Raw genomic sequence first — 23,029 nt, forward strand, 5'->3', positions numbered from 1 at the left:
TTATCTTTCTTCAATAAGCGTGCCTAAAAATGAAAAGTCTAATATTTCTTTTACTTGTTTGTGTTTTTAATATCAATTTTTCCATTTCACAAAGTGAAGCTGACAGCTTGTACGAGGCAGGTGAATTTAAAAAAGCAATTCCCTTATACCAGGTAAAAGAAGATGCTGATTCTGCTTATAAATTGGGGCGCATATACCAGCAACTAGGAAATAGAGAGCAAGCTGTTTTTTACCTTTCACAGTCTATTTTAAGAGACTCTAAACACGTTCAAGCGCAATTTCAACTGGGGAAAATAGAATTGTCAAATAATCCAGCAAGAGCCTTTACTCTTTTTATAAACTTGACAGAACGTTTTCCAGAAAATGCTACTTATTACTATTACCTAGGAAAAGCGCAACAAGAATTAGGTGTAGAGGAAAAAGCTACCGAATCATTTAAAACATCTATTGCTTTAAATGAAGATTATCTAAATAGTTACTATGCACTTATAGCATCTTATATTAAAACACGTAATGAAATTTATGCCATTAAATATGCTCGAGAGATATTAAAAAAACATCCTGAGAATAATAAAGCAAGGTTATATCTAGCTCAGGCTTTTTACAATAGTAAGCTGTATGAAAATGCAGTTGATGAACTTGAATTATTAATTCAAAATGGTAAGGTTACAGACTATACGACACGAACTATCGGTATTGCTTATTTTGAATCGCAACAATATGAAAAATCAATAGAGTGGCTTAAAACATATATCGAAATGTTTGAAAAGGAAAGTGCTTTATCTTACTTCTATTTATCTAAGGCATATTCTAGAATGGAAAACTGGGAAATGGCCCATGAAATGATAGATAGATCCATTGAAATTCGTAGACCGGCCTTGTCAAATGAATTTTTACAAAAGGCTACCATTTACAGAGGTCAGCGCAATGAAAAAGAAGCTTTTAATTTTATAAAGAAGGCTTATCAAGAAAATAAAAACGATGATCTTGTCCATTACCAATTAGTTATCGCCGCAGATGAATATTTCAAAGACAAAAAAACAATTATCAAATACTACGAGAACTTCATAAAAGCACACCCAAAAAGCTCATTTAAAGAAATGGCACAAGCCAGATTGAGCGATTTGAGAAAGATAGATTTTATGGAGGCTAAGGAATAGTAAACTAATTGTAAATTAGCACTATGATTTACAGGTTGTCTTTACTTGTGTTATTGATAGTTCTTTCAAGTTCTTGTATGAATGAGCAAGAAAGGCAACAACGTGCTTCTAAAATTGCACAACAACAGTTTGAAAAAGTAGATCTTTCAAAGCTTGATCAATATCCTTTATTTCCTAATTGTGATGAAATGTTAGATAATAAAGAATGTTTTTCTCGTGAACTGCATTCCCTTATTCATAAAAAGCTTGCGTCGTCAACAAACAAAATCGAACTCATTAAACAGGATAGTATATCAATTTCTATAACGGTAACGAAAGAAGGTAACATCAAATATGATAGTCTAGTTACACATGCTCATCATGTAAATAGTGATCAAATCACCTTATTTCTATCAGAAGCATTAACCGAATTACCTCGTATCAATAGCGCTTTAAAAAAAGATATTCCAGTTACATCAAGTTTTATTGTGCCAGTGGTGTTTGAACCTATTGAGGTTGAGTATTAAGGGATCGTCCTCGCCATGTAATTTTAAATAAACTCTTATAGGTTATTAATAAAACCAAAAACGGATAGGTAAAGTACACCAGTAGTAGCCACTTCCATTCTTTGTGATCTTTAAAGTGATGATCGTAGATAAAGTTTGAGATGTAATCAGCTATTAGTTTCAGAAAATATATCGTTAGGAAGAGCTCTATTGATATTAATTGCATCCATAAGAGAAATGGGGCTAATATGAACAACACACTCATGAACAATACTTGTACTGCAACAAGTTTATTCAGCATACTGCTAGTATGAGTTCCTTTTTGTGCCCATCTTGCACGTTGATTAATGTTGTTGCGAAAGGTCTGTACTGGTTCTGTGAAGACTAAGGCATTTTTATCTCTAATAAAATAACATCTTGCACTATCAACTTCACAACATTTCTCTAGTAAGAATATATCATCGCCACTAGAAATATGGTTATTACCAGCATATCCATTTACTTGATAAAAAACCTCCTTAGTAAAGCTCATATTAGCTCCATTTGCAAGGAAAGGTTTTTTCCATCCATACGCACCTATTCCTGTTAATTGAAGGGCTTTCATTTCTAGTCTTTGCAACTGTTCATTCAGCGTATTTTTAGATCTGATTTCAACTGGGCCACTTACAAAATGAGCCTCAGGATAATTGTCGTAGAACTGTTTGTAAGATTGTAACCAATTTTTATGAGGAGTACAGTCTGCATCAATCGTTACTATATGTGAGAATTTACTTTTTGCTATTCCTTGTTCAATACAGTCCTTTTTACCGCTTGCTGATTGTTTTACACGATTTAAGTTAATCATATTTAATCGGGAAGAGAATTTATTGATAATAGACTCACTATGGTCTGTGGATTCATCATTTATAAAAATAAATTCTACGTCTAGACGATCTTTATTTAAATCAACTAAGGCGTTAAGGAGCTTCAATAGATTTCCAGCTTCGTTACGGTAACAAATTAGCACACTAAAGCCAGTAGGTGGATTTAACTTTAATTTTTTATGATTGAAATGCCTTTCTGGCCGATAGGAGTGTGCCTCGAGAGAAAGACTTGTTATTATAAAAAAGTATCCTAAAACTACGACCAAGATTAGAACGATCATGCCTGTGCTAGTTTGAATGATTTAAAAGGTAATAAGGCACAACCGAATATAGTAGGTATAACGGTATTAGTAAACCAAACTATAGTACTAGCGATTAATATTACCTCTTCTTGTTGTAATGTAGATTCAAAAACGATACTCGCAACCGTATACCTTACAGGAAGATCTAATAATTGTAGGACGGGAACAACAGAGACTAGTAGGTAGTAAAGGCCTATTTTTGACATTACATCAATGAGTTCAAAATCATAATTAAGCGTCCATAATACTATTATCCAATTACTTGCAAAAACTAAATATCTTAATAAGGAATAGCCTATAGTGATTACCAGCTGTGTTTGAGGAGCGGTGCTAATTTGCAATTTTTTATCTATAAATCTTACAGAGAATAATCCTATTATGAGTATGCTTAAGACGAGTAATATGAAATAAATATCTAGCTTGTCATTTATGCTTGATAGGGTAATTATTGATGCAATTCCAAATGTACAGGTGACAACCATTTGACTAAAATTGGCCCAGAACACTTTGCTAACGACGTTTTTTCTGTGTGCTTTGGAAAAAAAAAGTGATTTGAGTGCAAACTCTCCCAACCTAAAAGGAGTTATAAAACTTGCAGCTTGACTGGTTAAGTTTTGTAGTACGCTTTCGCGAAAGCGTAATTCATAAAACTCTTTTACAAGGTATTGCCACTTGCGACTCTCGATAAGCCAACTAATTAAGCTTATTGCAATCATAAGAATAATCCAACTTATCATTTCCAGACTTATGGAGTCTATAAACCATTTAAAATTCATGGAACGGTCCTTCCATGTAAAGTAGATCCATACAATACTTATTAAAAAGACAGCCGTTTTTAAAAGGATGCTTAGTAATTGTTTAGTTTTGTAGGATAAGGAGATCATGATCGCAAATTACGACAAAACTGAGAGGATAATATTAGGGATTGACCCAGGAACTGCTATAATGGGTTTTGGAGTGATAAAGGTGGTGGGAAACAAGATGAGTTTTGTTCAAATGAACGAGCTTGATATGCGGAAAATAAAGGATCCTTATATCAAGCTAAGAAAAATATTTGAGCGCACGATCGAACTTATTGATACCTTCAATCCAGATGAAATAGCGCTAGAAGCGCCATTCTTTGGTAAAAACGTTCAATCAATGCTCAAACTAGGTAGAGCTCAAGGCGTAGCTATGGCTGCAGGTTTATCTAGAGATATTCCTGTTGTAGAATATGCTCCATTACGTATTAAACAGGCTATTACAGGAAGAGGTCAGGCTAGTAAAGAACAAGTGGCTCGCATGTTACAAAGTCTTCTGGGATTAAAGGAACTTCCTAAGAATTTAGACAGTACTGATGGGCTGGCAGCAGCTGTTTGTCATTTCTATAATAGTGGGAAACCCCAAGTGAGCAAAAGTTATTCTGGTTGGGCTTCATTTGTGAAGCAAAATGAAAAACGCATCAAGAAATGAGATACCTAACAGCTTTATTTTTTTTAATTTCTACAATTGCACTAGCTCAGAATGATCAAATTCAGGATGCATTAAAGAAATACAATGATGACACTGTACCCTATATTACAGTTGACACATTATCCAACAATTTGAGCGATTATATCCTTTTAGATACGAGAACACGTGCGGAATTTGAAGTGAGTCACTTACCGAATGCGATTTGGGTAGGTCAATTTTTTAAATCTTCACGAATTGAGAATTTAGATAAATCTCAAATGGTGGTAGTATATTGTTCAATAGGGGTAAGGTCAGAGAATTACGGTGAAAAACTCCTAGAACAAGGATTTAAGACTGTCTATAATTTGCAAGGAGGCTTGTTTACGTGGTTTGACACTGGTTATAAAGTTGTGGATTTAAATGGGAACACTACCCATAAAGTTCATACGTACAGCAAGAAATGGTCGGACTATATTAAGAATGGGGATAAGGTGTATTAGTCTCTTTTTACCTTTAACTTATATAATTCACCAAGACTATTTGCTTCTTCATCGCCTAGTTTGATACTTACCGCTTCACTTGTAAGATAGTAAATGTCGTACTTTTCATTAGAGTCGTAATAGGTTATAGCTTCAACTTGTGCTCCTTCTAACGGTAGGTTGTATCTATCCAAAATCGTATAGCCTTTTTGATCTATTTTAATGAATGTAACAAACGCCTCTAAATTTGAATTATAACCGCAAAGGGTAATTGTACCTTGATTGTTGGTAGTAGCACCCGTAATAAGACCATTGATAGCTAAAGTATGAGTTGCTTTTAATGATGACGAGGTAACTTCAAGCGGTACGTTGTAAACATTTGTGGTAAAGTTTTTCCAATCTTTGGAAAACAAGAGCAATTTGTCTTGAACATATACGATTGCTTCTGCATCAAAAGGATGCTGTTGATTTCTTATGCTAAAATCGTTTTGATCTATATATTCAATGTGTAGATTGTCAGAAACAGCTGCGCTATTTTCAATATCTGATATGTTTATCTGATAAATGGTAAGGTCTTTCCTGTTGCCAGCATTGTTACCTATATCTGCAATATATACGTGGTTTTCAGAGTTAGAAATGTCTTCCCAATCATAATTGTTTATGTTTTGGTAGGTGGTTTTATTTAGAATCCGACCAGTAGTGTCAATTTTAAAAAGTGACGGTGTATCACCCGAATCGTTATGGGTATATAGTTGTTTATTATGAGCTATTATCCCTGAGCTTTCATTGATGGATGAAGGTAAAGTACCTATAGTAGTAAATATATACCTTGTGTCACTCTCATGAGAGTAAGAGCTGGAAGTAAGTACTTTTGAGCAATTACAAATCAGTGTGAGAGTAATAATTAGGAGTAATTTCTTCATGATATAAAGATAATTGTAAAGCACAAAAAAACCGCTTAGATTACTAAGCGGTATTGATTGTATAAAGATCTCTTTAATTAAGAAAGAGAAACTCTTTTAAATCCTACTACTTCAGCACCTTTAGATTCTACGTACTGAGCAACAGTCTTTTTGTCATCCATGATAAAATCTTGGTCTAGAAGAGCTTGCTCTTTGTCAAGAGTTGAATTGTCTGAAATGTAACGATCGATCTTTCCAGGAATAATTCTATCCCAAATAGCCTCAGGCTTACCTTCTGCAGCAAGTTCGTCTTCAAAACGTTTCTTGGCAGCAGCGATAGCATCGTCAGTAAGTTGTGCTCTAGAAATAAATTCTGGAACATTTTTTTGTGGCTTACCTAAACGACCTAATTCAATATTATCTTTTTCTATAGCAGCAATACGAGCTTCAGTTTCTGCCTTTACAAACTCAGGATCAAAATCCTTGTAAGATAAAGTAGTAGCACCCATTGAAGCTACCTGCATTGATACGTTTTTAGCAACTTCTTCTTTGTTGTCGCTATTTGTAGAAAGACCAGTTACAGCACCAATTTTCCCACCATGAACATAAGAACCGATAAATGGAGCTTCAAAAACTTCAAAGCTACCTATTTCGATTTTTTCACCGATTACACCAGTTTGTTCGATAAGCTTTTCCTCAACAGTCATTCCATCAAAATCTGCTTTAAGAAACTCCTCTTTAGAGTTGTGATTTAAAGCGATATCAACGAATTGATTAGCTAATTCTTTGTATGAATCGTTCTTTGCAACAAAGTCAGTTTCACAGTTTAAAGAAATAAGAACAGCTCTATTGTTATCATCATTAACTTTAGCAACAACAAGTCCTTCAGAAGAATCACGGTCTGCACGCTTTGCAGCTACTTTTTGACCTTTTTTTCTAAGGATTTCAATTGCTTTATCAAAGTCACCTTCGGCTTCAACAAGGGCCTTTTTACAGTCCATCATTCCAGCTCCGGTAGCTTTTCTTAACTTACCTACGTCTGCAGCACTAATTTTAGACATGATTGTGTGTTTTTAAATGTTTATTCTTCTTCTTCGTTTGAAGCTTCTTTTTTAGCAGCTTTTGGAGATGGTTGCTCTGCGTTCTTCTCCTTTTTGCGATCTTCTAAACCAGCTTTGATAGCATCGGCAGCAGCTTTTACAACTATATCTACAGATTTTGATGCGTCATCATTTGCAGGAATAACGTAATCGATATTACGTGGATTTGCATTAGTATCAACCATTGCAAAAATTGGAATACCTAATTTAAGAGCTTCTTTTACTGCGATGTGTTCACGTACTGTGTCAACAATAAATAAAGCAGCAGGCATACGAGTCATGTCTACAATAGAACCTAAGTTCTTTTCTAGCTTATCACGCATACGGTCTACTTGTAAACGCTCTTTTTTAGATAATGTCTCATAGCGACCATCTTTTTTCATGCGGTCTACAAGAGCCATTTTCTTAACGGCTTTTCTAATAGTTACAAAGTTAGTAAGCATTCCACCTGGCCATCTTTCTGTGATGTAAGGCATGTTTGCTTCACCAGCATGCTTTGCAACGATATCTTTAGCTTGCTTTTTAGTAGCAACAAAAAGAACTTTACGACCAGATGCAGCGATCTTACGCAATGCTTCACATGCTTCATCTAGCTTTGCAGCTGTTTTGTAAAGATTAATGATGTGGATACCATTACGCTCCATGTAGATGTACGGAGCCATGTTTGGGTCCCACTTACGGGTAAGGTGTCCAAAGTGTACACCAGCGTCAAGTAACGACTTGACTTCAACTTGATTTGCCATATTAATTTAGTTTACGTTCTGTCAGATAGCAATGAACTAGTGGTCTTGAAAATGAATCAATCGCCTATTTCATTTAGATGCTAAACTACGCTCTGGTGGCAACCAGGCTTGACAGCAAATTATTGAAAATAAAAAAAGAACAAATCCCACTTGAAAAACAAGTGGGATGAGTATTTGTTGATTAACGTTTAGAGAACTGGAATTTCTTTCTTGCTTTCTTCTGACCGAATTTCTTACGTTCTACCATTCTTGGGTCACGAGTAAGAAGTCCTTCAGGTTTAAGCGCAGTTCTATTTTCTGCATCTATTTCTACAAGTGCTCTTGAAATAGCTAGACGAACAGCTTCTGCTTGTCCAGTGATTCCACCACCATTTACATTTACGTTTACATCGTATTTGTCAACGTTCTCTGTAAGAGAAAATGGTTGCTTTACCTTGTACTGTAAAGGTGCAGTGGTAAAGTATGCATTTAATTCTTTGTTGTTAACAGTGATGTTACCAGAACCTTCATTAAGGTATACTCTCGCAACAGCTGTTTTTCTTCTACCTATTTTGTGTAACGTATCCATATTACTTTACCTCGTTAAGATTAATAGTTTTAGGTTGCTGAGCTTCATGACCGTGCTCTGCACCAGAATATACTTTAAGGTTGCGGAAAATCGCACTACCTAATTTATTTTTAGGTAACATACCTTTTATCGCCTTTTCTACTACACGGCTTGGATCTTTATCATAAAGTTCCTGTGCAGTTAAAGAGCGCTGTCCACCTGGATATCCAGTGTGTCTAATGTAAGTCTTCTGGCTCCATTTGTTACCGCTTAACTTTACTTTGTCTGCGTTTATGATAATCACGTTATCACCGCAATCTACGTGAGGAGTAAAGTCTGTCTTGTATTTTCCTCTTAAAAACTTTGCAGCAATTGACGACATACGTCCTAATGGCTGGTCTGCCGCATCTATAAGTACCCATTCTTTATTGACTGTAGCACTGTTTGCTGATATCGTTTTGTAACTTAAAGTATTCACTATGAAACTGTTTTAATTCTCTATTACGATTTTTTCTAACTAAAATCGGAGTGCAAAAGTAATATTTATATTTAGATTGACAAGCAGCTCTTTAAAATATTTTTACTAATTCTTATCTTTTATTGCACTTTGCCTTTGAGCTAAATTATTTTTTTGAAGGTTACTCTAGTAATTTTTGGTGATTACGCTTTCGCGAAAGCGTTGTAAACACTATTACTCGACAACTTCTACGCCTTTCCAAAATGCCACGTAGCCTTCTATATCTTTAGCAGCGTGTTTTGTTTCAGGATAATACCAAGCAGCATCGTTGTTTTGTTTTCCATCAACGTCAATGCTGTAATAACTTGCAACACCTTTCCAAGGGCAATTTGTTTGTGTATTACTTTCTTTAAAAAATTCCTTTTTAATTGAATTAGGAGGAAAGTAATGATTGTTTTCTATAACTAGAGTTTGATCACTCTCAGCAATAACAGTGTTGTTCCAAATAGCTTTCATGATTTAATTTTTTATAAATAAATAGTTTTTGAACAATTGGTCGTTATCTTCATAAATTTCTTTAATCTTTAGACCTGCTTGCTGCGCTAGCCACTCTACCGTGCGATCATCGTATTTTTGTGAAATCTCCGTGTGAATGGTTTCCCATTTATCAAAATTGATATCTAATTCTATAGCGTTTATCTTTACCGTACAAGGTTGTGTGGCTAATAAGAAACTTTTAGCAGTCCCTGTTTCTGGATCATAGGATTCCCAGTGTTCAAAGGTGTCTACAGGGAAATTTGCATCCATTTCCTTGTTGATTCTATGTAGTAGGTTCCTGTTGAATTCTTGGGTGACTCCTGTTTTATCTGAGTAAGCATTTTGAATGGTAAGAGGATTTTTCTTTTGGTCAAACCCCATGAATAGATAGTCCTTATCACTCATACTGTTCTGGATGTGCTCCAGAAATTTAATAGCTTCTGGATGTTCTAGATTTCCAATATTAGAACCTAAAACGATGATTAACTTTGGTCTGTTATTGTAGGAAGCGAGTTTGTCTAATACGCTAAAATACCTTCCTTGCTCTCCTTGCACATCCATATCTGGCCATAGATCTTTAATACTGCTGGTGAGTTCGTCTATGGAGTGTTGCGATATATCAATAGGGATGTAAGTGAAATTTGCGTTACGATCGTTTAGGTGCTTAAGTAAAACCTTAGTCTTTTTACCATCACCAGCTCCTAATTCAATAAGGTCTATTCCCTTCTCATCTATAGCGATTTGTGCAAGAGCATCTTTATGTTGGTCTATTATATTGTATTCGGCCTGAGTTAAATAATACTCCGGTAGGGCCATGATTTTTTGAAAAAGTACATCTCCTTTTTCATCATAAATATATCTCGAGCTTAAATATTTGGGATAAGCTGTTAATCCTTCTTTTACGTGTTCTTGAAATTCTTTTTGAAAACGTTCTTGTTTTGTCATATCGATTGGGCCAGTCTAAGGCCAGTAAATTGCCATCTAAGTGGTGCGTGAAAAAAATTACGGTAAGTTAAACGGGCATGATGATCAGGTGTAGCGATCGAATAACCGCGTAGCACTTTTTGATTCACCATGAATTTACCGTTGTACTCACCAATTGCTCCTGGTGGTTTTTGATAATTGGGATAGGGAAGATAGGCGCTTTCAGTCCATTCCCATCTTTTGCCAAAATTAAAGTTAGGTGCTGCAATTTCCCATTCAAATTCTGTAGGTACTCTTTTTTTACACCATTGAGCAAATGCAAATGCTTCAAAGTAACTTATGTGCGTTACTATAGCTTTAGGATTAATATTTTGAACACCATTAAGTGTGTAATGTTTCCACTGGTTGTTTTCATTGAACCAATACTGTGGTGCACAAATGTTGTTTTTTTGAACCCAATCCCAGCCTTCGGTGTGCCAAAGTAAGACTTGATTATACCCATTGTCATTTATAAATTCAAGCCATTCGCCATTCGTAACTAATTTGTTAGAAATTGAGTAGGGCTCAACATAAACTTTATGTTGTGGTTTTTCATTATCGTATGAAAAACCTTCATTGGAATGGCCTATCTTATAAATACCTTCTTGGACTTCAATCCATTCCTGGTTTTGAGGCTCTACAAGTGCATCTGTAGCATCAATATCATAAACAGGAAGTAAAGGGTTGTTACCTAATATGTATTTGATATCGGTAAGTAATAATTCCTGATGTTGTTTTTCATGATGAATTCCTATCTCTATGATCTCTGTGTGTTCCTTAGTTAAGGTTTGATTTAAAAACTCATTCATATGATTAGTCACATAGGAACGGTATTTATAAATATCTTCAACACATGGTCTAGATAGGTTTCCTCTATCCGTACGAACTACTCTTTTTCCTACGCTTTCGTAATAACTATTAAATACGTAAGCATAGTGATCATGAAACCTTTTGTATTCCTTATAAAATTTGGACAATACAAATTCTTCAAAAAACCAGGTAGTATGTCCTAGATGCCATTTAGGTGGCGATACGTCAACAATAGGTTGAACCACATAGTCTTCAGTTTTTAAAGGCCTACATATGTTCTCAGTTTGTTGTCTAGTAGATAGAAATAGTTCTTTGAGTTCGGACATCGACTCAAATTTATAACCTTTTTTGAATTAAGATACTCAAGGTGCTTTTTTTATGAATACCTTATGAAGTAGGCTAGTGCATTACTTTCCTGAATTTTTGAAAATCAGGACTACTACAGTAACAAAGATTGCTATAATCAGAATGTACAGCACCATTAAAAAAGATTGAGGTGTTAATCTTGAATTACGCTCTAGTTCCAGTTGAGCCTCTTTAGCTTCTCTTCTTTTGTCTATTTCCCTTTGTTCGGCTTCACGTTTTTTTATTTGTAGATATCTAGAGGTGTTCTTGGGCTCAAATTCTCGTTCCTTGGCTTCGTTTAAATTGATGCTTAAGGGTGTTCCAGACAGTTTTCCAGTTATTGGATAAACTACAAAATGTCCAGAAGCTGGCATGTAATTTTCCTTGGATCTATGAATTTGTCTATAGATTAATTCTCCGCCTGGTTGGTCATACATCTCTATCATGTATTTATACAAATTAGGATGTGACCGCCATTCTAGAATAGCCAGCGTCGAGTCCTTGTGCGGCTTTATGTTAAGATCAAATACATATAAGGTCTTAGAGTGTTTGTATTGTGTATTGTCAATACTTCTGTAGTTTTCAAAAGGATCGGTTAATGTGCCTTGAGCACTTATAAGTTGGCATAATCCTAAAAAGAATAGGCTATACAGAAACGACACCTTTAATGGCTGGGTGAGGATCGTAATTTTCAAGAGTAAAGTCTTCGTATTTGAAGTCAAAAATATCAGTAATTTCTGGATTTAACTTCATGACAGGTAATTTTCTAGGTTCTCTAGTAAGTTGTAATTTAACTTGATCCATTAGGTTGTGGTATATATGAACATCACCAAATGTGTGAACAAAATCACCATATTCAAATCCACACACTTGTGCAACCATCATGGTAAGTAAGGCGTAACTAGCTATATTAAAGGGAACACCTAAGAAAACATCGGCGCTGCGTTGATAAAGTTGACAGCTCAACTTATTATCGGCTACATAAAATTGAAAAAAAGCATGGCATGGTGGTAATGCAGCTTTTCCATTGGCTACATTTTCTGAAAAGCTTACGCTAGTGTTTGGCATAACGCTAGGATTCCAGGCGCTTACCATCATACGTCGACTGTTGGGATTTGTTTTTAAGGTATGGATAACATCCTTTATTTGATCAATGCCTTCACTATTCCAGTTACGCCATTGATGACCATAAACGGGACCTAGATCACCATTCTCATCGGCCCATTCATTCCAAATACGTACATTGTTTTCCTTTAGAAAGGCAATATTTGTGTCTCCAGAAAGTAACCACAGCAGTTCGTAAATTATTGATTTAAGATGTACTTTTTTGGTTGTTACTAACGGGAAGCCTTCTTGAAGATTAAATCGAAGCTGATGTCCAAAAATACTGCGAGTTCCAGTACCGGTGCGATCTCCTTTATCTATACCTTGGTCTAAAATTAATTGCAGTAAGTCGTGATATTGCTTCATGTATTAAAATGTTATTGTGTAAAATTACTACTAGTTATATTTCGCTTTCGCGAAAGCGAAATGCCAACAATCAAATATAAAGACAACTAATTAATTGTGGTTTTAACCAGCAGAGGAATTTCTTAACTCTGGGAAAAAACTGTGAGCCCATGCGATTGCTTTATCTAAAGAATCAAAAAAACCAAAGGATCCTGAATATAGAGTTTGTTCAATTGTAGCCTGAATTTTTTGCTCCTTGGTGTGACCTACAATTGCAATACCAATTAACTTTTTCGGATTAACTAGTTTGTACACTTTTGGGTCAACGGAATAGCCAAATTGTCGGTTTGAGATGAAAATTACTTTTTTATCCTTATAAGACTCATTAACATCTGTAAGCATGCGCATCGCTAGCTCAGTATCTACGGTCGCGCCTTCATGAACTTTGCCAATGACGTAGTTGTCGTAGCAGAGCAACTCGGCATTAGGGTATTCATATTTTTTGAAATAATTTGTAGACGTCATTGTTTTAAACTCGTCTGCAAATTTATACAAATTATTAAAGAAATGTTAAGGTGTAGCTAAAATTAGTGTTAATTAACCGTAAAGCATTCCGGCTATGGTAGCAGTAAGTAATGCTGCGCAAGTTCCACCTATCAATGCTTTGATTCCGAATTTAGCTAAAGTTGCTCTTTGACTAGGAGCAAGTACGCCTATTCCACCTATTTGAATTCCAATCGAAGCAAAATTTGCAAATCCACATAATGCATAGGTAGCTATAATAATCGATTTAGGGTGTGCGATTTTACCGGCTTCTTTGAGATCTTTCAATGAGCCATATGCAATAAACTCATTAAGTATTGTTTTTTCACCAAGTAGCTGTCCTATCAATACAATATCGTCACTATGAACTCCAATTATCCATGCTATTGGGGCAAAAATGTTCCCTAATATATACTGCATTGATAAATTCTCGTATTGACCGTTAGTGTAATCGTTAATTACCACATTAAGTCCTGTCCATTCACCTATTAAATCGCCTAATGTCCAGTTTACAACGGCGATAAGTGCTGTAAATACTAATAACATAGCACCTACATTAACAGCTAGCTTTAAACCATCGGTAGTACCTCGTGAAATAGCATCAAGTATATTAGTTCCTATTTTATCTTTAGATACTTTTAATGATCGATCAATTTTTTCAGGATTAGTTTCAGGAAATAGCATTTTGGCTATTACAATTGCTGCTGGGGCACTCATAATAGATGCTGTGAGCAATTGTTTTGTAAAAAATACTTCTTGTTCTGGATCTCCTTGTCCCAAAAACCCTATGAAAGCTGCAAGTACACCACCGGCAATGGTTGCCATTCCACCTACCATTAAACACAGTATTTCTGACTTAGTCATTTTTTCTAAGTACGGTTTAACGACAAGAGGTGCTTCGGTTTGTCCAATAAAAATATTTGCTGCGGCAGCAAGTGATTCTGCTCCACTTAGTCTCATTGTTTTACTCATTACCCATGCAAATACAAATACCACTTTTTGTAAAATACCTAGGTAGTACATGAGTGATGTAAAAGCTGAAAAGAATACTATGGTAGGTAGAACTTTAAATGCAAAAATGTAACCCCATGATTGTTTATCGTCAACAAAACTCCCAAAAACAAACTCGGCACCAGCCTCACTAACATTAAGAAATTTTACTACACCGGTAGATATTGCATCAAATATGATAGCTACTGTTTCAAAGTTAAGTACTGCTATGGCAAATAATATTTGCAAGGCCAGACCTATCCCTACTAGTTTCCAATCTATTTGTTTGCGATTGGAACTTAATAAAAAGCAGATTCCAATTATAAAAATCATTCCTATGAGTCCACGATAGAGACTTTCAAATGTTATCCCAAAAGCCTTAGTGGATTCAAATGCCGCGGTGGTACTTTCCGTTTGAGCAAGTCCAAAAACGGGTGCCAAAAACAATAAAATAGGTAAAACGTATTTAAGTTTTGCTGTTAGAGCTGTCATGTGGTGATTGGATTATCGTTTTGAGATCTCGTCTCTTATTTGTGCTGCCAATTCGTAGTCTTCTCTTGAAACAGCATCGCCTAGCATTTTATTAAGTTCTTTTAAGCTGTAATTGCTATAATCTTCTTTTGTATTTGTGGTGGAGCTCATCAATTCTTCAACAACCTCATCACTGTCTACAGGATCTTGAGATAATTCTTTGTCTGGTGTAATGTTTTGTTGAATCCCTGCTTCATCTAATATGTTTTCATAAGTAAAAACAGGAGCTTTAAAACGTACTGCAAGTGCTATGGCGTCACTAGTTCTTGCATCAATTATTTCTTCTATCTTATCTCTTTCGCAGATTAAACTACTGTAAAAAACACCATCGACTAGCTTGTGTATAATTACTTGTTTAACAACAATGCTATAGCGTTCGGCAAAGTTTTTAAATAAATCATGAGTAAGTGGTCTGGGTGGACTTAATTCCTTTTCCAGTGCTATGGCAATACTTTGTGCTTCAAAAGCTCCTATGACAATAGGTAATTGTCTAGTGCCGTCTACTTCCTTTAATACGAGTGCATAAGCGCCATTTTGTGTTTGGCTGTAAGATATTCCTCGTATGCTAAGTCGTTTTAGACTCATAAATTTATTTCATGAATTAAAAAAGCTGTGCAAAAATGAGGTTTTTCTCCTTTTGCACAGCCTTAAATCTAAGATTTTCTTAAGAAATAATCTAGAAATTATGAATTTGCTGCTTTAAAAGCCTTTAATTTCTCAATTAGAGCAGGTACAACTTCAAAAGCGTCACCTACTACACCATAATCAGCAGCTTTAAAGAAAGGTGCTTCTGGGTCTGTATTAATAACAACTTTAGTTTTTGAAGCGTTAATACCAGCTAGGTGTTGTATCGCACCAGAAATTCCAATTGCGATGTATAGGTTTGTAGCAACTGGCTTACCAGTTTGTCCTACGTGTTCACCATGAGGTCTCCATCCCATATCAGATACAGGTTTTGAACAAGCCGTAGCGGCTCCTAGAACTTCTGCAAGTTCTTCAATCATTCCCCAATTTTCTGGACCTTTAAGACCACGACCTGCGCTTACTACGATTTCTGCATCTGCGATACTTACTTTATCTGTAGCTTTATCTACAGACTGCACGTGCACCTTAAGATCTGATTCTTCAATTTGAGTAGCAAGTTCATTTACCGTACACTCAACTGCATTCTCTTTAAGGCCATAAGCATTTTGAGAAAGTCCTACGAGTTTAACATCGGTTGTGATTTCTGTATTGGCAAATGCTTTGTTTGTGAAAACACTACGCTTTACTGTAAATGGAGAGCTACTAGATGGTAATCCTACTACATTAGTAACGTATCCAGCTTCAAGAGCTACGCTTAATAGGGATCCTAGGTATTTTGAATTTGCGCTAGAGCTTATAACTACTACTTGAGCATTTTCTGCTTTAGCAGCTTGTGCAATAGCCTTGGCATAAGCGCCTGCATTAAATTTTTCTAAAGAGCTGTCTGTTGCATTGTGTAATCTATTCACTCCATAAGTTCCTAGATCACCAGCGCCGTTTGCATGAAATGCAACTGCAGCAACATCTGTACCAAGCATGTCTGCAATACCTTTTGCATAACTAGCCACTTCGTATGCATTTTTCTTGAATGCACCGTTTTCTGATTCTGTATATACTAAAACTGACATATGTGTTGTGTTTAAAGTTTGTGGTAATTACGCTTTCGCGAAAGCGTAAACTCTACCACATTAATGTTTTATTTAAATAGCTTTTGCCTCGTTGTGTAAAAGGTCGATAAGCTGATCAAGATTGTCTGCATCTACTAACTTAACATCACCTTTAGGAGCTGGTTTTTCAAATGAAACAGTTTTTGTTTCTTCTGAACCTTGAGCAGCTGGCTTTACATTCAAAGGCTTTTTACGAGCCATCATAATTCCTCTCATGTTAGGAATACGTAAGTCGCTTTCTTCTACCAATCCTTTCTGACCACCTATAACTAAAGGAAGTGTAGTGGTTACTGTTTCTTTACCACCATCGATTTCACGTATTGCAGTAGCGTTATTCCCATCGATTTCTAGAGAGATACAAGTGTTTACAAAACTAGCACCTGTCATTGCAGCAACCATTCCAGGAACCATACCACCGTTATAGTCGATCGATTCACGTCCTCCTATAACTAGATCATAACCACCTTCCTTAACTACTGCCGCAAGTTCTTGAGCTACAGAATAACCATCGGTTGCAGGAGCATCTACTCTAATTGCAGTATCGGCACCTATAGCAAGTGCTTTTCTTAAGGTAGGTTCTACCTCGACACCACCTACTGTTACAACCTCAACACTTGCGCCTTGTTTTTCTTTAAACCACATGGCACGAGTAAGACCGAACTCATCGTTGGGATTAATTACAAATTGTACACCGTTAGTGTCAAATTTTGAATCGTTATCGGTAAAATTAATTTTTGAAGTCGTGTCTGGAACATGACTTATACAAACTAAAATCTTCATATTTATATGCTTTTATCGTCTTTTTCAAACGTTTGCGAAATTACGATAAAATCGGTAAAAAAACTATGCGTGCATAATAAATTTTTACAAAAAAATGGAATTTTAACTTGAATTGAAGGTAGTAGTGCTTCAAATATACGCTATTCTCAAACGTTGTAGTCTGTAAGGATATAAAATATCAAATATTTTATAACGCTTTTTAGCATTTTTATTGATAGTAGTGCTTTATTTTTGTTGTCCTTATTGTTAAAACAGTTCTATGAAAACAATACAATTCCGTGAGGCCGTTTGTGAGGCCATGAGTGAAGAGATGAGACGTGATGAGTCTATCTATTTAATGGGTGAAGAAGTGGCAGAATATAACGGTGCTTACAAGGCATCAAAAGGAATGTTGGATGAGTTTGGTCCTAAACGTGTTATTGACACACCAATATCTGAGTTAGGTTTTGCAGGAGTAGGAGTAGGGTCTACCATGACTGGTAATCGTCCTATTATTGAGTTTATGACGTTCAATTTCTCTCTGGTAGGTATTGATCAAATTATAAACAATGCTGCAAAAATCCGTCAGATGTCAGGTGGACAAATTAAATGCCCAATCGTTTTTCGTGGACCTACAGCTAGTGCCGGACAACTTGCTGCGACTCACTCACAAGCTTTTGAAAGCTGGTTTGCAAACTGTCCAGGGCTTAAAGTTGTTGTACCGTCAAATCCTTATGACGCCAAAGGTTTATTGAAGGCTGCAATTCGAGATGATGATCCAGTAATTTTCATGGAATCTGAGCAAATGTATGGTGATAAAGGTGAGGTGCCAGAGGATGAATATGTATTGCCACTAGGTGTTGCTGATATAAAAAGAGAAGGAACTGATGTTACGATAGTTTCATTTGGAAAAATTATTAAAGAAGCGTATACAGCAGCAGAAGAGCTTGAGAAGGATGGTATTTCTTGTGAAATCATAGATCTAAGAACAGTGAGACCATATGATAAAGAAGCGATTCTTGAATCGGTAAAGAAAACGAATAGATTGGTTATTCTTGAGGAAGCATGGCCATTTGGAAATGTATCTACAGAGATCTCGCACATGGTTCAAGCTGAAGCATTTGATTACTTAGATGCTCCTATTTATAAAATTAATACTCAAGACACTCCTGCACCCTATTCACCAGTACTTTTAAAGGAATGGTTACCTAATCACGAGGATGTGATAGAAGGTGTCAAAAAAGTGATGTATAGAAAATAGATTTCTATAACTTAAAGAGTTTATAACCCAGCTTTCTAGCTGGGTTTTTATTTGTCTATTAAGTAACCATTCATAATTCCTCCATTTCTTAACCTTATTATCTGACCTTCATCAACAAATAGAGGCATGGTGGAAGCTTCTGCACTGCCAAAATTACTATTATTTGTTCCTGTATTGGTAACAAAGGATCCGTCAATTTCAATTTCATTTATAGGGTTAGTGTTGGTTTGATTGGAAGTTAGATAAACGAATACCTTGTTTGCAGGAACAGTATACGACGTATTTGCATAGATAGGTACTATAGTGGCATCTACTAAAAAACCATTGATTACACAATTACCTAACGCGTAATCTTGTTGTCCTATGATAATAGGATTATTAAATGTCGGAAATCCGTAGGTAGCGCGAGTGTTGCTTATTAATGTATAAGATAAGGATAGTGAAAAATCAAATGCTTGTAAAGTAAGGGCGGCATTCCCGCGATAAACAGAGGTAATATATAAATTTTTTCCAGTAGGAACTGTAAAGCTTCCTAAGCTCAAGTTTACAGTAACTGGTTGTAGTTCGTTCATTCCATCTGGGAATTTGGGATTTAAATATGTTTTTAAGAAACCTTCATTTTCTCCTTGAATTAGCTTTCTCCAGCCACTACCATGATCGTAATACCAATAACCTTTTGTAACAGATCCGTTACCTGTTATGTATATCATCATGCCATCTTGGTTTGAAGTTACGGAAGTTGGAAATTCATCATTTTTCGGTAATAAAATACCGTTGTATTCAGCAGTTGTTCCTGCTGCAATTTCAAGATTTGCATTAGGACTTGTGGTGTTTATACCAACCTGACTTAGGCATACGGTATTAATAATTAAAAACAATGAAATTAGTAAGTTTTTCATGAGAATTGGTTTCTCGTTTATGGGTTTTTAAATTAAAAGGTTAACACTTCGTGATTAAAAAGTAATAGACTTATAACTTCACTTACTTATATTCGTTTCTTCTATTATTATATAATTTGACACCTATCCCACTTGTCATGGAAAAATTACCTACCTGTTTATTGAGAAGTCTACATTTATTACTGTTTTCCATTTTTATATGTTCTTATTATTCCATGGCTCAAACTAAAGTAGGTGGAGTAGTTTATGATGATCTAGGAGAAACAGTTGCTTTTGCAAATGTGGTGTTTCCAAATTCCAATGAAGGTACAATCACTAATGACAACGGAAGATTTTACCTACAATCTGATAATTCATTTGACAGTATAGAAGTATCCTTTATCGGTTATAAAACCCAAGTTATAAAACTTAATGCTAAAGTTTCCCTAGATTTAACTATCACTTTGGAAACTGAAACAGCTTCGTTAGATGAAGTGGTTGTATACACTGGTAAAACTTCAAAAAAGAATAATCCTGCCATAGATATTTTGAGAAAAGTATGGGAGAATAGACGTAAGAATGGTCTAGCTCAATTTAAGCAGTATCAATATGATAAATACGAGAAATTAGAATTTGATATGAACACTATCGATAGTGCCATGATTAATTCTAAGCTTTTTAGAGGGATGGAGTTTATTTTTGATTATGCAGATACAAGTAGGGTTACAGGTAAAACTTACTTGCCTATTTTTATTAATGAGTCACTCGCTAAGGTATACGGAGATAATCAATTAAATAAAAAAAAGGAAGATGTCAAGGCTAATAAAAACTCAGGTTTTTCAAACAATCAAACTATAATCGCATTCGTAAAAGATCTGTACAATGATATAGATGTCTACGATAGATATTTAAAATTCTTTGATAAGAGCTTTGCTAGCCCAGTAGGTAAAGCAGGTATTGATACTTATAATTACGTCTTGAGAGATACCGCTTTAGTTGATGGTGTCGAATCTTATAATATTATCTACTATCCTCGACGTAAAAATGAACTTACTTTTAAAGGTGACTTTTGGGTGGCTTCAGAATCCTATGCTATCAAAGAAATAAATATGCAAGCCACTAAAAGTGCTAATATTAATTGGGTAAAAGAGATTTATATAGAGCAAGAATTTGACGTTCTCAATGACAGTTTATTCTTAATCACCAGAGATTATTTCATGAGTGATTTTGCACTCAATAAAAAAGAAAAATCCAAGGGTATTTACGGTAAGCGCACTACCCTTTATGATAATTATCAATTTGATATTGAAAAACCAGCAGACTTTTACAAGCGTAGGGTCAATGATTTTGATCCAGAAGTTTATAACCGTGACGAGGCGTATTGGGATCAAAATAGATTGGAAAAACTCAATAAAGACGAGAAACAAATTTATGTAATGCTGGACACGCTTAAAAAGAATAAGAAATTTAAGCGACTATACAATTTAGGGACCATACTCGCATCTGGTTACTATGAAATGGATGGTTACGATATTGGACCTATATTTTCAATCTTTGGATTTAACGATGTTGAAGGATTAAGACTAAGAGCTGGTGGAAGAACTTTTTTTACTTCCAATGACCCGTGGCGTATTGAAGGATATACCGCCTATGGATTTAGAGACGACAAGTTTAAATATGGGATTTCTGGAAAAGCGTTATTAGACAAGCGTAGCAGGCTTACTGTATACGCAGGAAATAGAAGAGATGTAGAACAACTAGGAGCGAGTTTAACAAATACAAACGACGTACTAGGTCGCAGTCTAGCTTCAAGCGCACTGATAAGTGCAGGTAACAATAACAGATTATCTAACATTAACTTAAGTACCGTAGGTGTAAGTTTTGAACCGGTTTATAATTTTGAGGTTAGATTAAACGGTAGCTATAGGACCATAGAAACTGCCAATCCAGGAGTTTTTAGTTTGGATTATTTGGATCCTGACACAGGTGAGGTATCAGGTGAAGTAAAACAATCTGCAATAACAGTAACCACCACTTATACGCCTGGCAGAAAAATGTCCAATTATGGAGTTGATAGAACATTAATAAATGAGGGCGCATATCCAATTTTGTATATGAATTATACCAAAGGGATTAAAGATCTTTTGAATAGTGACTTTAATTATGATAAGTTTTCTTTTTATTATTCTCACCCATTTCAAATAGGTGCTTTTGGACGATTGACTGCTCGGGTTGAAGCTGGTAAAACTTTTGGAACCGTTCCATTATCCTTACTTAATGTAGTTCCAGGAAATCAAACTTATTTTAATATACAAGGAACATTTAATACGATGGATTTCTACGAGTTCGTTACAGATCAATACGCCACCATACATTTAGATCATAATTTCAATGGTCGTTTGTTTTCTCGTATACCAGGATTAAGAGATTTACAGCTTAGAGAGTTGGTAGGTGTAAAGGCAGTATATGGAACTATCAGTGATGAAAACAGGGCTATAAATCGCAGTGGTTTAATGTACCGCGCTCCAGAGGATGTTTACTGGGAATATAGCGCAGGTATAGGTAATATCTTTAAAATATTGCGCATTGATGTTAGTTTTAGAGGTAGTTATAACTTCTTACCCGATGCTAGGTCGATGGCGATAACCGGTAGTTTTGGTTTTAGTTTTTAATAGTAAATATAGGTGTGCGCTTTCGCGAAAGCGTGGCATACTACAAACCCATACCTAGTAATTAAACAGTAAAAAGCCGATGCTTATTTTAAAGTATCGGCTTTTTCAATCAACAAACAACCAACTACTATTGAGCTGTCTCAATCATTTTTTTATTATTACTTAAGACTAAAGCTAAATTACCTAGTAAAACACCATAAATAACTTTAGAACAAACGTCTGCAATGGTGTAAGTGATCTGTCTACCTACTACACCAGACTCGTTGTATAAGAAACCTTCTATCCCTGCTAGGTGAGGCATTAAATACGCTCCTGGATATAAAAACCATGAGATTAAAAATAATATCCAAATATTAGAAAGTATTTTTTGGCCTTTTTTTGGAATACCTTCTTTACCTTCTTTAATAACCTTATTCATTAACCATAATATATGGAAGAAAAATACCGTTGAGATAGCACCCCAAATGAAAAAGGCAGGAAGATTTGTTACCTCATAATATTGACCTATATAACCGGTTATAATCATCATCGCTCCTGAAAACCAAAATTGATTTCTCACAGAGCTAACTTTAGATTTAGTTAATGTAATCACGAATAGAATTTGAAAAAGTAACATAGGAACATCGATTAACCAATTAAGGTACCTGTATCCATTGTTAAACAAGTCTCCATCTGGATTTAAAAAATACTTACCTGCTTCTGGATCAAAGGAAAAGCTAGAAGTCCAGTTACCTGCTTGTGCGTATAGCAATAATGCCGCAGAAACCATTACAACTGCCGATAGTATGTTGGACATTCTATATTTTTTATCAACGTTTTTAATGGTGAGGATAAAGTACAGAAGCCCTGCAAACATTACCGCATATCCTAGAGTAAGTACATGTGAGGTCATTTGGTAGGCCATTTCGGAGAAACCTTCTGTCGCCCCTACATAATTTTCAAAGTTGGAATTACCTAAATCTTGTATCATCTTTTTTTTATAAAAGTACTCACACATGTCTTTTTGTTTAACCTGATTAGATAAAAATTAAACAAAAAATAAGAAAACTTTATGGAATCTCCTTTTAAGGTCGTTTGAAGCTTTAACATTTATTTCATTATTTCAATAATTAAGGCTATTAGATTTAAGTT

At 35.3% G+C, this 23,029-nt stretch carries 25 protein-coding genes; 6 read left to right on the plus strand and 19 right to left on the minus strand.

Annotated elements, in window-relative coordinates; translation table 11 throughout:
• Positions 1-29: 29 nt before the first annotated feature.
• Both BST93_RS04660 and BST93_RS04665 read left to right on the plus strand, forming a co-directional pair.
• On the plus strand, positions 30-1,160 hold the full coding sequence (locus tag BST93_RS04660) for a tetratricopeptide repeat protein (RefSeq protein ID WP_105018263.1): 1,131 nt from the start codon (positions 30-32) through the stop codon (positions 1,158-1,160).
• 23 nt (positions 1,161-1,183) lie between these two features.
• Positions 1,184-1,666: a hypothetical protein gene (locus tag BST93_RS04665; protein ID WP_146104976.1), complete on the plus strand. Its 483-nt coding sequence runs from the start codon at positions 1,184-1,186 to the stop codon at positions 1,664-1,666.
• Here BST93_RS04665 and BST93_RS04670 read toward each other — a convergent pair.
• Entirely contained in the window at positions 1,647-2,789 is a 1,143-nt protein-coding gene (locus BST93_RS04670) for a glycosyltransferase (protein ID WP_105018265.1), read from the minus strand. The genes BST93_RS04665 and BST93_RS04670 overlap by 20 nt on opposite strands.
• On the minus strand, positions 2,786-3,694 hold the full coding sequence (locus BST93_RS04675; RefSeq protein ID WP_105018266.1) for a lysylphosphatidylglycerol synthase domain-containing protein: 909 nt from the start codon (positions 3,692-3,694) through the stop codon (positions 2,786-2,788). Before BST93_RS04675 ends, BST93_RS04670 begins: the two co-directional genes overlap by 4 nt.
• On the opposite strand from BST93_RS04675, the gene ruvC reads away from it, so the two are divergent.
• Together ruvC and BST93_RS04685 are read left to right on the plus strand one after the other, a co-directional pair.
• A complete protein-coding gene (gene ruvC / locus BST93_RS04680) occupies positions 3,693-4,262 on the plus strand; it encodes a crossover junction endodeoxyribonuclease RuvC (protein WP_060523217.1) in 570 nt (189 codons plus the stop codon). The genes BST93_RS04675 and ruvC overlap by 2 nt on opposite strands.
• Positions 4,259-4,741, plus strand: coding sequence for a rhodanese-like domain-containing protein (locus tag BST93_RS04685; protein ID WP_105018267.1), 483 nt, complete (start codon positions 4,259-4,261; stop codon positions 4,739-4,741). Before ruvC ends, BST93_RS04685 begins: the two co-directional genes overlap by 4 nt.
• Here the strand turns inward: BST93_RS04685 and BST93_RS04690 are convergent.
• The 15 genes from BST93_RS04690 to BST93_RS04760 all read right to left on the minus strand — a co-directional run bounded on the left by BST93_RS04690 (position 4,738) and on the right by BST93_RS04760 (position 17,108).
• A complete protein-coding gene (locus tag BST93_RS04690) occupies positions 4,738-5,643 on the minus strand; it encodes a hypothetical protein (RefSeq protein ID WP_105018268.1) in 906 nt (301 codons plus the stop codon). The genes BST93_RS04685 and BST93_RS04690 overlap by 4 nt on opposite strands.
• A gap of 77 nt (positions 5,644-5,720) precedes the next feature.
• Positions 5,721-6,683: a translation elongation factor Ts gene (tsf, locus tag BST93_RS04695; RefSeq protein WP_105018269.1), complete on the minus strand. Its 963-nt coding sequence runs from the start codon at positions 6,681-6,683 to the stop codon at positions 5,721-5,723.
• A 20-nt stretch (positions 6,684-6,703) separates the two neighbouring features.
• Entirely contained in the window at positions 6,704-7,465 is a 762-nt protein-coding gene (gene rpsB, locus BST93_RS04700; protein WP_042275960.1) for a 30S ribosomal protein S2, read from the minus strand.
• A gap of 181 nt (positions 7,466-7,646) precedes the next feature.
• Positions 7,647-8,033 (minus strand): 30S ribosomal protein S9, encoded by a 387-nt coding sequence (gene rpsI / locus BST93_RS04705; protein WP_042275957.1) that lies wholly within the window; start codon positions 8,031-8,033, stop codon positions 7,647-7,649.
• A gap of 1 nt (position 8,034) precedes the next feature.
• Positions 8,035-8,490, minus strand: a complete 456-nt coding sequence (gene rplM, locus BST93_RS04710) for a 50S ribosomal protein L13 (RefSeq protein ID WP_042275954.1) — start codon at positions 8,488-8,490, stop codon at positions 8,035-8,037.
• Positions 8,491-8,703: 213 nt separating this feature from the next.
• Positions 8,704-8,985, minus strand: a complete 282-nt coding sequence (locus BST93_RS04715) for a DUF427 domain-containing protein (RefSeq protein ID WP_172792945.1) — start codon at positions 8,983-8,985, stop codon at positions 8,704-8,706.
• Between the two features lie 3 nt (positions 8,986-8,988).
• On the minus strand, positions 8,989-9,951 hold the full coding sequence (locus BST93_RS04720; RefSeq protein ID WP_105018270.1) for an L-histidine N(alpha)-methyltransferase: 963 nt from the start codon (positions 9,949-9,951) through the stop codon (positions 8,989-8,991).
• Positions 9,948-11,105, minus strand: a complete 1,158-nt coding sequence (gene egtB, locus BST93_RS04725) for an ergothioneine biosynthesis protein EgtB (RefSeq protein WP_105018271.1) — start codon at positions 11,103-11,105, stop codon at positions 9,948-9,950. The genes BST93_RS04720 and egtB overlap by 4 nt, the downstream gene beginning before the upstream one ends.
• An 81-nt stretch (positions 11,106-11,186) precedes the next feature.
• Positions 11,187-11,786 carry a hypothetical protein gene (locus BST93_RS14030; protein WP_157539236.1) on the minus strand — a complete coding sequence of 200 codons (600 nt, stop codon included), beginning with the start codon at positions 11,784-11,786 and terminating at the stop codon, positions 11,187-11,189.
• A complete protein-coding gene (locus BST93_RS04735; RefSeq protein WP_105018272.1) occupies positions 11,770-12,594 on the minus strand; it encodes a thymidylate synthase in 825 nt (274 codons plus the stop codon). Before BST93_RS04735 ends, BST93_RS14030 begins: the two co-directional genes overlap by 17 nt.
• Positions 12,595-12,696: 102 nt before the next feature.
• Positions 12,697-13,098 carry a thymidylate synthase gene (locus BST93_RS04740; protein ID WP_105018273.1) on the minus strand — a complete coding sequence of 134 codons (402 nt, stop codon included), beginning with the start codon at positions 13,096-13,098 and terminating at the stop codon, positions 12,697-12,699.
• Positions 13,099-13,170: 72 nt separating this feature from the next.
• Complete coding sequence (locus BST93_RS04745; RefSeq protein ID WP_105018274.1) at positions 13,171-14,598, minus strand: NupC/NupG family nucleoside CNT transporter; 1,428 nt, start codon at positions 14,596-14,598, stop codon at positions 13,171-13,173.
• 12 nt (positions 14,599-14,610) lie between these two features.
• Positions 14,611-15,222, minus strand: a complete 612-nt coding sequence (locus BST93_RS04750) for a bifunctional nuclease family protein (RefSeq protein ID WP_105018275.1) — start codon at positions 15,220-15,222, stop codon at positions 14,611-14,613.
• Positions 15,223-15,320: 98 nt separating this feature from the next.
• Positions 15,321-16,289: an electron transfer flavoprotein subunit alpha/FixB family protein gene (locus BST93_RS04755; protein WP_042275934.1), complete on the minus strand. Its 969-nt coding sequence runs from the start codon at positions 16,287-16,289 to the stop codon at positions 15,321-15,323.
• Between the two features lie 72 nt (positions 16,290-16,361).
• The gene (locus tag BST93_RS04760; protein WP_105018276.1) at positions 16,362-17,108 is read right to left on the minus strand and encodes an electron transfer flavoprotein subunit beta/FixA family protein; all 747 of its coding nucleotides are present in this window, start codon (positions 17,106-17,108) and stop codon (positions 16,362-16,364) included.
• A 259-nt stretch (positions 17,109-17,367) separates the two neighbouring features.
• Between BST93_RS04760 and BST93_RS04765 the strand changes: the two genes are divergently transcribed.
• Entirely contained in the window at positions 17,368-18,348 is a 981-nt protein-coding gene (locus BST93_RS04765; protein ID WP_105018277.1) for a pyruvate dehydrogenase complex E1 component subunit beta, read from the plus strand.
• 47 nt (positions 18,349-18,395) lie between these two features.
• Here the strand turns inward: BST93_RS04765 and BST93_RS04770 are convergent, their stop codons facing one another.
• Positions 18,396-19,247, minus strand: a complete 852-nt coding sequence (locus BST93_RS04770; RefSeq protein ID WP_105018278.1) for a phage tail-like protein — start codon at positions 19,245-19,247, stop codon at positions 18,396-18,398.
• 137 nt (positions 19,248-19,384) lie between these two features.
• Here BST93_RS04770 and BST93_RS04775 point away from each other — a divergent pair, with 137 nt between their 5' ends.
• Positions 19,385-21,898 carry a DUF5686 and carboxypeptidase-like regulatory domain-containing protein gene (locus BST93_RS04775; protein WP_105018279.1) on the plus strand — a complete coding sequence of 838 codons (2,514 nt, stop codon included), beginning with the start codon at positions 19,385-19,387 and terminating at the stop codon, positions 21,896-21,898.
• A 127-nt stretch (positions 21,899-22,025) separates the two neighbouring features.
• Here the strand turns inward: BST93_RS04775 and BST93_RS04780 are convergent, their stop codons facing one another.
• On the minus strand, positions 22,026-22,868 hold the full coding sequence (locus BST93_RS04780; RefSeq protein WP_105018567.1) for a bacteriorhodopsin: 843 nt from the start codon (positions 22,866-22,868) through the stop codon (positions 22,026-22,028).
• Positions 22,869-23,029: the final 161 nt, after the last annotated feature.

Source organism: Nonlabens tegetincola (assembly GCF_002954355.1).
Classification (GTDB): Bacteria; Bacteroidota; Bacteroidia; order Flavobacteriales; family Flavobacteriaceae; genus Nonlabens; species Nonlabens tegetincola.